Source organism: Streptomyces sp. NPDC006516 (genome assembly GCF_040611875.1).
Lineage (GTDB): Bacteria > Actinomycetota > Actinomycetes > Streptomycetales > Streptomycetaceae > Streptomyces.
This window is the reverse complement of sequence record NZ_JBEXPD010000013.1, coordinates 114,148-128,501: the sequence shown is the minus strand read 5'-3', so window position 1 is coordinate 128,501 and position 14,354 is coordinate 114,148. Positions and strand designations below refer to the sequence as shown.

Sequence of the window (14,354 nt, the reverse complement as noted above, 5' to 3'; positions counted from 1 at the left end):
CAAGTGGGCGACATTCAGGCGACCGGCATCCGATTTGTAATCTTTTGAAGCCATTTGCACCAAGGGAAATGAGGGAGATACAACTCACCTACGCGCTCGGACGCCCGTGCGAGCACTGCCCGGCCGGATCGCGGGACGTCTGCCGCACAGGCGGCGGGCGGCACGTCAGGTCGCGTCGCCCGCCGCCTCGCTGAGCAGGTGTTACGTGTACGACCGCCGAAGGCGGGCCGCGCCTCTCACGAAACAGCCGCAGGATCGGTGGACTTGACCGGCCCTCCTCCGCCACCCTCGTCGCCCGGACCGTCGTCGTCCCCCACAGCGATTCCCCGCCGCTTGGACACATAGACCGCGCCGATGATGACGACGACGGCGATGACAGCCACCACCGCGCGTACGGGCGCGCTCGCGTCGTCGCCGTAGCTGAACTGCACGACCGCGGGGGCGATGAGGAGCGCCACGAGGTTCATCACCTTGAGGAGCGGGTTGATCGCCGGACCCGCCGTGTCCTTGAACGGGTCGCCCACCGTGTCGCCGATCACCGTCGCCTCGTGGGCCTCACTGCCCTTGCCACCGTGGTGTCCGTCCTCGACGAGCTTCTTGGCGTTGTCCCACGCCCCACCCGAGTTGGCGAGGAAGACGGCCATCAGCGTGCCGGTGGCGATCGCCCCGGCGAGGTAGGAACCCAGCGCTCCGACACCCAGGGTGAACCCGACGGCGATCGGCGCCAGAACCGCGAGCAGGCCGGGCGTGGCCAGCTCACGCAGCGCGTCCTTGGTGCAGATGTCGACGACGCGGCCGTACTCCGGCTTCTCCGTACCTCCCATGATCCCTGGGTGCTCCCGGAACTGCCGTCGCACCTCGTAGACCACGGATCCCGCCGAACGGGAAACCGCGTTGATGGCCAGTCCGGAGAAGAGAAAGACGACTGCGGCTCCGAGGATCAGGCCGACCAGGTTGTTCGGCTGCGAGATGTCCAGGCTCAGCCCGAGCTCCCCCGCCCGGGCTCCGACGTCGTCGACCGCGGTGGCGATCGCGTCCCGGTACGCGCCGAAGAGCGCGGCCGCCGCCAGGACCGCCGTGGCGATCGCGATGCCCTTGGTGATGGCCTTGGTGGTGTTGCCGACCGCGTCCAGGTCGGTGAGGACCTGAGCGCCCGCGCCCGTCACGTCTCCGGACATCTCGGCGATGCCCTGGGCGTTGTCGGAGACCGGGCCGAACGTGTCCATGGCGACGATGACGCCCACCGTGGTGAGCAGGCCCGTCCCGGCCAGGGCCACCGCGAAGAGCGCCAGCATGATCGACGTACCACCGAGCAGGAAGGCACCGTAGACGCCCAGACCGATCAGGAGCGCGGTGTAGACGGCCGATTCCAGACCGATGGAGATGCCGGCGAGGATGACGGTCGCCGGACCGGTCAGGGAGGATTTGCCGATGTCCCGGACAGGGCGTCGGCCGGTCTCGGTGAAGTAGCCGGTGAGCTGCTGGATGAGAGCGGCGAGCACGATCCCGATGGCGACGGCGACCAGGGCGAAGACGCGGGGGTCGCCGCCGTGCGAGGTGATGGCACCGTCGGTGACCCCGTCCAGGGCGGCGTACGAGGACGGCAGGTAGGCGAACACGGCCACGGCAACCAGCACGAGCGAGATCACCGCGGACACGAAGAAGCCGCGGTTGATGGCGCTCATCCCGCTGCGGTCGGTTCGCCTGGGAGCGACCGCGAAGATCCCGATCATCGCGGTGACGACGCCGATCGCCGGCACCATCAGCGGAAAGGCGAGCCCCGCGTCCCCGAAGGCGACCTTGCCCAGGATCAGCGCGGCCACGAGCGTCACGGCGTACGACTCGAAGAGATCGGCCGCCATCCCGGCGCAGTCACCGACGTTGTCGCCCACGTTGTCGGCGATGGTGGCCGCATTGCGCGGGTCGTCCTCGGGGATGCCCTGCTCCACCTTGCCCACGAGGTCGGCACCCACGTCGGCCGCCTTGGTGAAGATGCCGCCTCCGACCCTCATGAACATGGCGATCAGGGCAGCGCCGAGACCGAATCCCTCGAGCACCTTGGGCGCGTCGGCGGCGTAGACGAGCACCACACAGGAGGCGCCGAGCAGACCGAGGCCCACCGTGATCATTCCGACCACGCCCCCGGTGCGAAATGCGATCTTCATCGCTTTGTGCGAAACGGTGGTGAGATCCTTTTCCGGTTCCCCCTCCGCAGGAGTCGCCTCGCGCGCGGCAGCGGCTACACGCACATTGCTGCGGACGGCGAGTCGCATACCGATGTATCCCGTGGCCGCCGAGAAAAGCGCGCCCACCAGGAAGAACAGCGAGCGCCCGATGCGCTGCGACGAGTTGTCGGCCGGAAGCAGCAGAAGCAGGAAGAACACGACGACGGCGAAGATGCCGACGGTGCGCAGCTGCCGCGCCAGATAGGCATTCGCGCCTTCCTGGACGGCCGCCGCGATCTCTTTCATGCGTTCGGTGCCTTCGCCGGCCGCCAGCACCTGGCGTACCAGCAGCTGGGCGACGACCAGCGCGGCAAGGGCGACGACCGCGACGACTACGACGATCAACCGGTTGCCGTCGGTGAGTACTGCGGCCGCGAGTGCGGTTGACGGGTCTGAAGGGACGGATACGTGCGCCAGTTCTGCCAGTGGGGTGTTGAGGAACTCCGCCATACGTCCTCCTTGACGCTGAGCGCTCAAGACGTGGACGGATTGTAGGGAGCGGAGCCTGATGAAAACAGTGGGTGGCCAATGAAATCGACGCTCGTCCACCCAATGGCAAATGATCTCGTCTTCGATTGGACCCGAATGCAGTAATGGGGCAGACACGTGGCACGTACGGGATTACCGGAGATCATTGATCAAGCGCAAAGAAAAGGCCCTGCTCAACTGTGCCAGAAATCGCGATCACATCCCGCCCGGTGACGCGCCGGGGTAAGCCGTACGGGTGCGGGTACGCCGTACGGGGGCGGGGAACGCCATATACGCGGTGGGCGGGGCGATGCGGGCACGGGTGGCGGTGGCGGGGCCGAGACGGCTGAGAACGCTTGGCGCGTCCCGGGGAGCCCCGCCGCCGATCAGGGGCGGCTTGGCACCTGGAATCGCCGATGACCCGCAGGGCGTGCGAAGCACCCGGAGTGACGGGGCACCCGGAGTGAGAGGGCCCCGGGAGGCGCGAGGGCTTCAAGGAAACAACGGGGCCGACTGTGCGCCGGAGGCGCTGCCGGACAGCGGTGCCAACCGCACAGCAGGGTGCCGACGGGGCAAGGGCGGGAGCTAAGCCGCAGCGGAGGCATACCTCTCAGGGCGGCGGCGCGGCACCGGCGCGGTGAGGCTGAGACAGCGCCGCGTGTCGCGCTCTCCCGGGTCGGCTGAGGCAGCGCCGCGTGTCGGGCTCTCCCGGCCGAGAAACCTCGAGGGGCGTTCGGCTGATCGGCTGATCACTCGGCCCATCCGCAACTCGGCGGACAGCCGGACGGCTCAGGGAAGAACCACGGCCGAGGCCGTCGGCCAGGTCATGCGGATCACTCCGCCTTCGGCTCCCGTGAGGACCTCCACGTCGTCGACCAGCCCGCTGATGACCGCGAGGCCCATCTCGTCCTCGCTGTCCGCTTCAGCCTCGCCCGGGCCCGTGCCACCGGGCGCGCCAGGCTGCGACGCGTCGCTTCCCGGAGCGAGAAGCCCGTCCCCCACCTCGATGGAGAACGCTTTCTCCTCCTCGGTCAGCACGACCGTGACCGGAGCAGCGATGTCGTGGCTCCTGTGCAGTCCGACGGCACGACTGCATGCCTCGCCGACCGCGAGTCTGACTTCGTCGAGCACCGCCTCATCGACGCCTGCCCGGCGTGCCACGGCGGCTGCCACGAGGCGGGCCGTCCTGACGTGTTCGGGCTGAGCGCTGAAGCGGAGTTCAACGGTTGGCATGGCCATCCCCCTCAAACGTACGGACGTGCGTCTCAGGGGCCCGGGCGTGGCGCCCGGTACCCCTGCTCTCATTTCCTCCGGAAACCGACGAAGCCGGCAGCCGACCCCAAGGGCCGACCGCCTGCTCATGACGGCTGTCTGCTGCCGTCTGCCGGTCCGTCACAGCGTGCCTGCCGGCCCTGGAAGGACCGGCATGCGCCCGACCGTCAGTCGGTTGCCGCGACAGCCTCGTCGACCGTGGTGTGGATGGGAAACACCTTGGTCAGACCTGTGATCCGGAAGATCTTGAGAATGCGCTCCTGGTTGCAAACCAGTCGCAGCGAGCCCTCATGGGCCCGCACACGCTTCAAGCCGCCCACGAGCACGCCGAGGCCGGTGGAGTCGAGGAAGTCGACGCCTTCCATGTCGACAACCAGGTGGTAGCTGCCGTCATTCACCAACTCGACCAACTGCTCGCGCAGCTTGGGCGCGGTATACACATCAATCTCGCCACCGACCTCGACGACCGTACGGTCGCCACCAGGGCCGGACACATTGCGAGTCGACAGGGACAGGTCCACGGATCCTCCAGCACCTTGCTATCGAGCGGTCGCCCCTCGGTCTCCCCGACGGAGGCCAGGGGACGGATCGCCAGCCGCGATGGCATTCAATCACTTACCAGCAGCCATGCACGACGCCTTGGGACCATTGTCCGTCACGCCAGTGACACACTCGGTGCCGATGGCCAAGAATCACCGCCCCAGCCGACCACCTGAGAACGAGGGCTCGCGCCCCTCTCCCACGGTGGTTCTCGACCGGCTCGCCGCAGCGGCGGGCCGGGCAGCGCGCATCACTCATACGGAGCACTTGCCCCCGCGTGCGGGAACCCATGCCACCTGGCCGGATCGCATCCGGCCGGAGGTGATCTCGGCAATTGCCCAGGCCGGAATCGACCATCCGTGGACGCACCAGGCCACCGCGGCCGAACACGCCTTGGACGGCGAGTCCGTCGTGATCGCCACCGGCACGGCGTCCGGCAAGTCGCTCGCCTACCTCGCACCGGTCCTGAGTGCTCTCGTGGACGGTTCGCAGGCCCCGAACGGCCGCGGCACGACTGCTCTGTACCTCGCGCCGACCAAGGCCCTCGCTGCGGACCAGCGCCGCGCCGTGAAGGCGCTGGCGGCGCCCCTGGGCGCCGCGGTGCGGCCTGCGGTCTACGACGGCGACACGCCGGTCGAAGAACGCGAATGGGTGCGCCAGTACGCCAATTACGTCCTGACCAACCCCGACATGCTGCACAGGGGCATACTCCCCTCCCACCCTCGCTGGGCCTCCTTCCTCCGCGCCCTGCGCTTCGTGGTGATCGACGAGTGCCACACCTACCGGGGTGTCTTCGGCTCCCATGTCGCCCAGGTGCTGCGCCGGCTACGCCGTCTGTGCGCGCGCTACGGCTCCGACCCCGTCTTCCTCCTCGCCTCCGCCACAGCGGCAGAACCATCGGTCGCCGCGGGACGTCTCACCGGCCTGCCCGTCAGAGAGGTCTCCGACGACGCCTCGCCCCGAGGCGAGATGGTCTTCGCACTCTGGGAGCCGCCGCTGACCGATCTGCACGGCGAGAAGGGGGCTCCCGTTCGCCGTACCGCGACGGCCGAGACAGCCGATCTCCTGACCGACCTGACCCTGCAGGGCATCCGTTCGGTCGCCTTCGTACGCTCCCGGCGCGGCGCCGAGCTCATCTCCGTCATCGCGAAGGAACGGCTGGCCGAGGTGGACCGCTCCCTTCCCGGGAGGGTCGCGGCCTACCGGGGCGGCTATCTGCCCGAGGAGCGCCGGGCCCTGGAACGGGCCCTGCACTCCGGCGACCTGCTCGGCCTCGCCGCGACGACCGCCCTCGAACTCGGCATCGACGTCTCCGGCCTGGACGCCGTCATCATCTCCGGCTATCCCGGTACCCGCGCCTCCCTCTGGCAGCAGGCGGGCCGCGCCGGACGCGCCGGACAGGGTGCCCTGGCCGTCCTGGTGGCCCGCGACGACCCGCTGGACACTTTCCTCGTCCACCATCCCGAGGCGCTGTTCCAGCAACCGGTGGAGTCCACGGTCCTGGACCCGGACAACCCGTACGTGCTCGCCCCGCACCTGTGCGCGGCGGCCGCGGAACTCCCGCTGACCGAGGCCGACATCGCGCTCTTCGGACCCGCGGTTCCCGATCTGCTGCCGCAGCTGGAGGCCGCGAAGCTGCTGCGCAGGCGAACGACCGGCTGGCACTGGACCCGACGGGAACGCGCCGCCGACCTCACCGACATCCGCGGAGGGGGCGGCCGTCCGGTGCAGATCGTCGAGGAGGGAACCGGCCGGCTGCTGGGCACCGTCGACGAATCCGCCGCCCACACCGCCGTCCACGAAGGCGCCGTCCACCTCCATCAGGGCAGGACCTATCTGGTGCGCCGACTGGATCTGGAGGACTCGGTGGCTCTGGTCGAGGAAGCCGTACCTCCCTACTCGACCAATGCCCGTGACACGACTGCCATCGCCGTCCTGGAGACGGACACCGAGATCCCCTGGGGTGACGGGCGGCTCTGTTTCGGTTCCGTGGAGGTCACCAACCAGGTCGTCTCCTTCCTGCGCCGCCGGCTGATCACCGGAGAAGTCCTGGGGGAGACCAAGCTCGACCTGCCGCCCCGCACCCTGCGCACCCGGGCCGTGTGGTGGACGGTCACCGAGGACCAGCTCGATGCCGCCCGGATCAGCCCCGAGATCCTCGATGGAGCGCTGCACGCAGCCGAACACGCCTCCATCGGCATGCTGCCCCTTTTCGCCACCTGCGACCGCTGGGACATCGGCGGCGTCTCCGTCCCGCTGCATCCGGACACACTCCTTCCCACGGTGTTCGTCTACGACGGCCATCCCGGCGGCGCGGGATTCGCCGAGCGCGCCTTCCACACGGCCCGCGCATGGCTCACTGCTACGCGTCAGGCCATCGCGTCCTGCGAGTGCGACGCGGGCTGCCCGTCCTGCATCCAGTCCCCCAAGTGCGGCAACGGCAACGAGCCGCTGCACAAACGAGGCGCCGTACGCCTGCTGACCGAACTCCTCAGGACCGCACCCACCGCCCCGGAGGAAGTTGGCCCGCCGGACGGGGAGAAGCGCTGAACTCATCTGCCTGCGCCGGTGCCCGAGGTGGGCCGGTGCCGGTATGGGTCGGTATCCGCCTGAGCCGGTTCCGCCCGGGTGGACACCGGTATCGCTGACCAGGGCAGGCCCGGCACCGGCCCCACCCAGGCGGACGCCGGTGTGGCCGAACGGTGCCCTCCCCGCAGCGGCCCCGCCCGGGTGAGCGCCGGTGTCGCCGAACGGGGCGGGCCCGGCACCTCGGTCTCCGGAGGCCCCGCTCTCGACCGCACCTCCGGTGCGTACGGGCCGAAGCGCACACGGGCGGTCACATCGGCGATCTCCCCATGAATCGCGCACCGGACCACTTCCGCACTCTGGGCCCTGGCAACCTCGCGCGCCGTCTCGCATGCCGCCTCTGTGCCGCGGAGCGCGCGGTCAGCAGCTGCGAGCGCCGCCAGGTCCGCCGCACCACCCGCCTTGTGGCGGGAAGACACGGCCTGGCCGAAAGCCAGCACCACCGCGAAGACCGCACAGAGCGTCGCCGTAGTGACGGCCACCCAGACCGTCGCCAGCCCCTGGTCACCGGTCCCCCGTCCGCGTCGCGTCGCGATCAAGGCACCGCCCCCACCGTCTCCTCGGCCAACGCGACCGCCTCAGCGGCCAGCGTCAGGGCCAGGGGCCCGGGCCCTGGAGTCGGTGCCTCGACCCGCACCCGCCACAGCTCGCCCACCCGCTCCACAGCCACCTCAGCCCTGGTCGGCGCCGCTTCCCTCGCTGCGGCCCGGACCATGGCCTCCGGCTCCGACCGGGCCGCAGCCCGCGCCCCCGCCCGGGCGGCGTCCACACAGCGGATCTGGTCCGCCGCGGCCACCAGAGCCCAGACGAGGGCCAGGACGAAAGCGACCAGGACGGGAAGGGCCATCGCAGCCTCCGCGGCCACCGCCCCCCGGTCGCCGTTCCGGCCCCGTTCCTCCCGCGAAGCCTCAGAGTTCCGCGAGGCCTCAGAGTTCCGCGGGGCCTCAGAGTTCCGCGGGGCCTCAGAATTTCGCATCGAGGGCGTCCTTGATCAGCGATTGCAACGCCGAGAGCACGGCTCCGCTGGTCACCACCTTGTAGAGCACCGCTGCGAACGCACAGGCGGCGATGGTGCCCACCGCGTACTCGGACGTCGTCATACCCCGGTCCAGGGCTCCACGCCCCAGACGCTGCCTGAACCTGTCCTGCCAGACCAGACATGCCGCAGCCAGCATCCGTCCCACGACTTTCCCACCCATCACGACCCCACGTTTCTTCGTCTCGATCATCGATTCGGAACTGCATTTCGGAATCCGCTGCCGCCCCGCGCCCGCCCTGGCTCCGCTCAGCTGTGGCACAGGTGGAGCCACCGGCCGGCCGGTGCCTCCCACGGCCAGGACACCGACGGGCCGGGACACCGACGAGCCAGGACACCGACGGGCCGGAGACCGACGGGTCGGACACCGCAGTGGACTTGCTGTGGGACACGGGCCGGCAAGCACCCATCGGCGGGCACCAGCACTGGCACCGGCATCGCCATCGGGACGCCCAACCGGCGGGCATCGGCCGACGCTTGCCGGCTGGTGTCCGCCTCAGCCGCTTCGTTCAGCGGTGATGCAGCAGGCCGGTCGCCAGGCCGATCACGACCGGGGCCACTCCCACCGCCAGAAAGGCAGGCAGGAAGCAGAGACCGACCGGTGCGGTGATCAACACGCCGGCCCGCTGGGCTCGCGCTGTCGCCGCGCTCGCCCGTTCGGCCCGCATCTCGTCGGCCAATCCGGAAACAGGCTCGGCCGCCGGGGCCCCCGTCGACCCGGCACGCTCCAGACAGCGGGCCAGGGGCGCAGCGCCCGGTATCTCCCCGAACCGGGCCCACGCCGCGGCCGGTTCCGCTCCGAGCCGGATCTCCGCCGCCGTGCGGGCGAGCTGGTCACCGACCGGACCGCCCACCGATTCTCCGACCGCCTCCGCCGCCTCCCTCGGTCCGGCACCTGCCGAGACGCAAGCAGCCAGCAGATCAGCGACCAGCGGCAACTGCCGGGCGACGAGAGCGGCTTCCGCTTCCCGTTCAACCGCTCCGCTTCGCTTTCCGGAGCGTTGCCACCGCCACACCGCGTACGCCGCGGCCAGGCCGACCGCCCAGCCCACCGATCGGCCGACAAGGATCCAGCCGGCCGCCCCGGCAGCCAGGGAAGGCAGGCACCGCCGGGCACGGACCAGACCTGGCCTCCGCACGGCCGGCCACTCCGGACGAGGATCGAGCGAGCGGGACCCGGACAGCAGCGCCGCCCGTCTCCGTATGACTCGCTCGTGTCGTCGCACGTTCCACACGAGAGTGAGATACACGGCTGTGCCGAGCACCGCACCGGCCGCACCTGCCATCCCCAACTGGTCCCCCGGGCCTGCCATCCCGTTCATCCGGCCTCCCCCGACCGCACGATCCGTGATGCCCAGAGCAGCCCAGCAGCTTCCAGGAGTCCTCCCGCCAGCAGGCAGACAAGTCCGCCCGGGGTGTTCAGCAGAACTCCGAGCGGGTCCGCTCCGAGAGCCGCTCCGAGCCCCAGCCCCACCGCCGGCAGCAAGGCCAGCACCACAACGGTCGACCAGGCACCGGCCAGCTGGGCGCGGAGCTCCTCCCTGCTGCGCCGCTCAGCCCGCAACGCGTGCTCCAGACGGGTCAGACCGGCCGCGAGGCCGGCGCCCCCGTCCACTGCCACCCGCCAGCAGGCTGCCACCCCCGCGAGTCCTTCGAAGCCGGGCCTGGACGCTGCCTGGAGCAGCGCTGCTGGTACGTCCCCTCCGAAGCGAGCTGCCGCCAGCACCGCGGACTCGGCAGCCCCCAGCGCCCCGGCGTGCCGCCCGGCGGTGAGCAGAGCCTCTCCGGGCTCGTGACCGACCCGTAGCTCACCCACCACAGCGGCGCAGAGAGCCGTCACCCCGTCGGCAACGCGCTCACGCTCACGCTGCCGCGCCCTGCGCCGTATCCAGCGCCGCATCAGCGGAACCGCCACGGCTCCTGCGAGTAACGGCAGCACCGATTCCCCGAGAGCGGCGAGAAGAGCCGCCACAGGGGCGCAGAGCCATTCCTTCCGCTCAAGACACAGGGCGCGGAGTCGTGCCCGTCCCGCCACTCGAGGAAGCTCCGCCCGCCCCCTCGCCGTCAGCGCCCGCGCCCGCCGCGCTCCCGGCTCCCTCGCCACAGCGATACCGGCGGCCAGTCCGGCGCAGAGCGCCATCACCCACGCCGAAGTCTGCACCAGCGCGCCGGGCGTCGCCGCGCTCACGAGTGCTGCCCGATCAGCGACCCGAGGCGCCCCCAGCCCCGCTCCGGCACGAACCCCTCCGCACCCCATCGCAGAGCCGGCACGGTGACCACCAGACCTGCCGAGTCCCGCTCGAGGACATGGACTTCGGAAAGTCGCCGTCGCCCGTCTCTGTCCCGCACGAGGTGGACCACCACAGAGAGCGCAGCCGCCAACTGACTGTGCACAGCCGCCCGATCGAGCCCCGCAGCCGTCCCCAGGGCCTCCAGGCGGGCAGGCACGTGTTCCGCGGCATTGGCATGGACTGTGCCGCAACCGCCTTCGTGCCCGGTGTTCAAGGCGGCCAGCAGCTCCGTCACCTCAGCGCCCCGAACCTCACCAACCACCAGCCGGTCGGGACGCATACGCAGGGCCTGGCGCACGAGGTCGCGCAGGGTCACCCTGCCCGCGCCTTCCTGATTGGCAGGGCGCGACTCGAGGCGCACCACATGGGGGTGATCCGGTCGCAGTTCAGCGGAGTCCTCGGCGAGCACGATGCGCTCGCGCTCGCCTACCGCGCCCAGCAGACTCGACAGCAGCGTCGTCTTCCCCGCACCCGTTCCCCCACTGATGAGGTACGAGACCCGGGCCTGCACCAGCGCCCTGAGCAGGTGGTCACCGCCGGGTGGCAACGTCCCGGCCCGGACGAGCTCTGCCAATGTGAAGGCCTTCGGCCGCACCACCCGCAGCGAAAGACACGTCGAGCCCACGGCAACCGGCGGCAGGACGGCGTGCATGCGCGTCCCGTCGGGCAGCCGCGCATCCACCCACGGCCGGGCATCGTCCAGCCGCCGACCCGCGACCGCCGCAAGTCTCTGAGCCAGCCTCCGTACGGCCGTCGCATCCTGGAACGTGACCCGGGTCAGCTCGAGACCCGTGCCCCGGTCCACCCATACCCGGTCGGGGGCGGACACCAGGACATCGGTCACCGCCGGATCGGCCAGCAGCCTCTCGAGCACTCCTGTGCCGACCAGTTCGCCCCGCAGTTCCTTCGCCGCGCCGAGTACTTCGGTGTCACCGAGCAGGCGGCCTTGCTCCCTCAGCGCGGCGGCCACCCCGGCAGGAGTCGGCGCGGCACCGCTGCTGGCCAGCCGCTGTCGCACCGCGTCGAGCAATGCGTCGGTCATGACCTTCCTCCGCCGGGGTGCCGGGCGTGGACGCCCTCGAGGCGGTCCGGCACATCCACCCGGTCCCAGAACTCCTTGCAGAAGCGGGCCAGAACACCCCGAGGGTTGCTGCCCGGCGGCTCACCACCCTCCTGGGCCGAGGACAGCCCAGGTTCCCGGGGCAGATCGCCCACTAGAGGCAATCCCAGTGCCTGGGCCACCCACTGTTCGTCCAGGCCCGCCGTGTAAGGGCCCCGTGCCACGACCCGCAGGTCGTCCAGGACCACGCCGGCTGCCGCCGACACCCTCCGGGCCGCCGCGACCGCCCTCAGCTCGCCGGGCACGACCAGCAGCCCGACGTCGAGCTGTGCCAGCACTTCCGCCGTGCTGTCGTCGAACCGGCGCGGCAGGTCCACCACCACCACTCCGCCGAGCCGACGCGCTGCGGCCAGTACCGACTGCATGGCCTGCGGTGGGACGGCCGCCTCCTCGCCCCGGCCCCAGCTGAGAACTCGCAGGCCATGCAGCGCGGGCAGGGACTCCTCCAGCGCCCCGCCGCCCAACCGCCCTTTGGAACGGGCGAAATCCGGCCACCGCAAGCCTTCGGCTTCCTCTCCTCCGAGCAGAACGTCGATGCCGCCGCCCAGGGGATCCCCGTCGATCAGCATGGTCCGCCTGCCCGACCTGGCCGCCGTCACGGCGAGTGCGCAGGCCAGCGTGGATGCGCCGGATCCACCGCGCCCTCCCACCACGCCCACGGTGAGCGCCGGCCTGCCCACACCTTCAGCCGCATTGGCGATCTGGTCGACCAGCCACCCTTCGGAATCCGGCAGCCGCAGCACATACTCGGCCCCGATCTCGACGGCACGCCGCCACACGTCCGGGTCGGCCCCGTCCCTTCCGACGAGCATGAGCCCGCCTCGCCTGGACGCCCCCTGACATCGCGGGGCCGCATCGTCACCGACGAGGATCAGCGGGGCCCGCTCCCAGCGCCCCTTCTCCTCAGGCAGCCCGTGATGCACCTCGGGCACCGCCCCGGCCGCCGCGCACAGTCTGAGCAGATCATCGAGCAAATCCACGTCCTCGGTCACGATCATCGGCCCGCCACGCAGCCGATCGGCGCCCGGCAGACCCACGTCCGCGAAAGATCCAGCCACCATCTCCGCCCCCTTCTCGCTGTCCCTTCAGTGCGGTTTCGCGCGCGGCCTCGGACTGATCCGAGATGCGCGATTCCGGAACCCGCGGACTTCACGGGCGGAATCAACATGCAACGGCTCGGAAAAACATGTGGATCTTGCTCAAAAACTGTGGACAACCGCAGCATTGTGAATATCTCGGTAGCTCGTACAGGGGACATTCGGAGCGCAGCCCTTCCGCTACGCACCGTCACGAGCCATGATCGAGGGAGTCCGCCCACAGAAACGGGAGGGCCGGGCAGCGAGGGCCGGCAGAGGCCTCACGCTGCGGCCAAAATGTGTCCGGACATGCGACGACCCCCGCCGGGGGGGAGAGCGGGGGTCGTCCCCACGGCCGACTCGGGGGGGGAGGAGTCGGACCGGGTTAGCACGGTCGCGAACGATCCGTGACTTCCATGGTGTACCCGAGCGTCTTCTCAGGCAAACCCACCCACCGGACTTTACGCCGAATGGCGGGCCCCTATGCTCACCTTTGTGGAAAATCGCTTCTCGCCGCGCACAGCAGCCTTCTTCGACCTGGACAAGACGGTCATTGCGAAGTCGTCGACGCTCACCTTCAGCAAGTCCTTCTACCAGGGCGGACTGATCAACCGCCGCGCCGTACTGCGCACCGCGTACACACAGTTCGTGTTCCTTGCCGGAGGCGCCGATCACGACCAGATGGAGCGGATGCGTCAATATCTCTCAGCGCTCTGCAAGGGCTGGAACGTCCAGCAGGTCAGGGAGCTCGTGGCCGAGACCCTCCACGACCTGATCGACCCGATCATCTACGACGAGGCCGCAACCCTCATCGAGGAGCATCACACAGCCGGGCGCGACGTGGTCATCGTCTCGACCTCCGGCGCCGAAGTCGTCGAACCCATCGGAGAACTGCTGGGTGCCGACCGAGTCGTCGCGACCAGGATGGTCATCGGCGACGACGGCTGCTTCACGGGCGAGATCGAGTACTACGCCTACGGGCCGACCAAGGCGGAGGCAGTCAAGGCCCTTGCCGAGTCTGAGGGCTACGACCTCTCGCGTTGTTACGCGTACAGCGACTCGATCACCGACGTGCCGATGCTGGAGGCGGTCGGCCATCCGCATGCCGTCAATCCGGACCGCACGCTACGCCGCGAGGCCACGCTCCGGGATTGGCCGATTCTCGTCTTCGACCGGCCGGTGCGGCTCAAGCAGCGCCTGCCCACCTTCTCCATGCCGCCACGACCGGCATTGGTGGCGGCAGCGGCGCTGGGTGCGGCTGCCGTGACAGCCGGGCTGGTCTGGTACGCCAACCGTCGCCGCTCCGCAGCGGCCATCCTCTGAGAGGCAACAGGGGATCCTCTCCGCAGACAGGCGCGGGGAGCCGTGGTCGGCGCCGTCACGACGACGCCCGAATCAGTATCGTTTGAACCGAAAAGTAAAGAAGTGTGGCCAGGACTTCCACTCCCCCCTGACCAGGAGTACAAAGGAGGCAACGGCCCGCGAGACCAAGGACATCCGAGAGGATCACCTTTTCACGCACAGATGGCCCCACGGACCGAGCATGAAAGCCGAGCACCCACGCGACGTCGACCCGTCGATTACGGGCCAGCCGCACCAGGTGACGGGCAACGACCCCGGCCTGATGGGCACATATCGAGGACGCTTGGTAACTGGGCGGACATGCCAGCGGCGGTACCGGAAACGGTACCGCCGCAACCCTTTCCGGGACCGGTCGAGCGCCCCCAGCGGCGCTCCCGC

General features: G+C 70.0%; 11 protein-coding genes and 1 pseudogene. 2 read left to right on the top strand and 10 right to left on the bottom strand.

Annotated elements, in window-relative coordinates:
* Positions 1 to 236 precede the first annotated feature (236 nt).
* The 3 genes from ABZY45_RS28490 to ABZY45_RS28480 all read right to left on the bottom strand — a co-directional run bounded on the left by ABZY45_RS28490 (position 237) and on the right by ABZY45_RS28480 (position 4,486).
* Positions 237 to 2,675 (bottom strand): sodium-translocating pyrophosphatase, encoded by a 2,439-nt coding sequence (locus tag ABZY45_RS28490; RefSeq protein ID WP_356744376.1) that lies wholly within the window; start codon positions 2,673 to 2,675, stop codon positions 237 to 239.
* An 807-nt stretch (positions 2,676 to 3,482) separates the two neighbouring features.
* Positions 3,483 to 3,926 carry an ATP-binding protein gene (locus tag ABZY45_RS28485; protein WP_356744374.1) on the bottom strand — a complete coding sequence of 148 codons (444 nt, stop codon included), beginning with the start codon at positions 3,924 to 3,926 and terminating at the stop codon, positions 3,483 to 3,485.
* A 206-nt stretch (positions 3,927 to 4,132) separates the two neighbouring features.
* Positions 4,133 to 4,486 (bottom strand): STAS domain-containing protein, encoded by a 354-nt coding sequence (locus ABZY45_RS28480; RefSeq protein ID WP_003967428.1) that lies wholly within the window; start codon positions 4,484 to 4,486, stop codon positions 4,133 to 4,135.
* Positions 4,487 to 4,565: 79 nt separating this feature from the next.
* On the opposite strand from ABZY45_RS28480, the gene ABZY45_RS28475 reads away from it, so the two are divergent.
* Positions 4,566 to 7,055 carry a DEAD/DEAH box helicase gene (locus ABZY45_RS28475; protein ID WP_356744372.1) on the top strand — a complete coding sequence of 830 codons (2,490 nt, stop codon included), beginning with the start codon at positions 4,566 to 4,568 and terminating at the stop codon, positions 7,053 to 7,055.
* Between the two features lie 227 nt (positions 7,056 to 7,282).
* Here ABZY45_RS28475 and ABZY45_RS28470 read toward each other — a convergent pair.
* The 7 genes and pseudogenes from ABZY45_RS28470 to ssd all read right to left on the bottom strand — a co-directional run.
* Positions 7,283 to 7,630, bottom strand: a pseudogene (locus ABZY45_RS28470) (Rv3654c family TadE-like protein); the annotation flags it as partial.
* Complete coding sequence (locus ABZY45_RS28465; RefSeq protein ID WP_356744370.1) at positions 7,627 to 7,956, bottom strand: TadE family type IV pilus minor pilin; 330 nt, start codon at positions 7,954 to 7,956, stop codon at positions 7,627 to 7,629. The gene ABZY45_RS28465 and the pseudogene ABZY45_RS28470, both read right to left, overlap by 4 nt.
* A gap of 97 nt (positions 7,957 to 8,053) precedes the next feature.
* Positions 8,054 to 8,266, bottom strand: coding sequence for a DUF4244 domain-containing protein (locus tag ABZY45_RS28460; protein WP_356744558.1), 213 nt, complete (start codon positions 8,264 to 8,266; stop codon positions 8,054 to 8,056).
* A gap of 370 nt (positions 8,267 to 8,636) precedes the next feature.
* Positions 8,637 to 9,449: a type II secretion system F family protein gene (locus ABZY45_RS28455; protein WP_356744368.1), complete on the bottom strand. Its 813-nt coding sequence runs from the start codon at positions 9,447 to 9,449 to the stop codon at positions 8,637 to 8,639.
* Positions 9,446 to 10,267: a type II secretion system F family protein gene (locus ABZY45_RS28450; RefSeq protein ID WP_356744556.1), complete on the bottom strand. Its 822-nt coding sequence runs from the start codon at positions 10,265 to 10,267 to the stop codon at positions 9,446 to 9,448. Before ABZY45_RS28450 ends, ABZY45_RS28455 begins: the two co-directional genes overlap by 4 nt.
* A 44-nt stretch (positions 10,268 to 10,311) precedes the next feature.
* Complete coding sequence (locus ABZY45_RS28445) at positions 10,312 to 11,460, bottom strand: TadA family conjugal transfer-associated ATPase (RefSeq protein ID WP_356744366.1); 1,149 nt, start codon at positions 11,458 to 11,460, stop codon at positions 10,312 to 10,314.
* Entirely contained in the window at positions 11,457 to 12,599 is a 1,143-nt protein-coding gene (gene ssd, locus ABZY45_RS28440) for a septum site-determining protein Ssd (protein WP_356744364.1), read from the bottom strand. The genes ABZY45_RS28445 and ssd overlap by 4 nt, the downstream gene beginning before the upstream one ends.
* Positions 12,600 to 13,097: 498 nt before the next feature.
* Between ssd and ABZY45_RS28435 the strand changes: the two genes are divergently transcribed.
* Complete coding sequence (locus tag ABZY45_RS28435) at positions 13,098 to 13,937, top strand: HAD-IB family hydrolase (protein WP_356744362.1); 840 nt, start codon at positions 13,098 to 13,100, stop codon at positions 13,935 to 13,937.
* Positions 13,938 to 14,354: the final 417 nt, after the last annotated feature.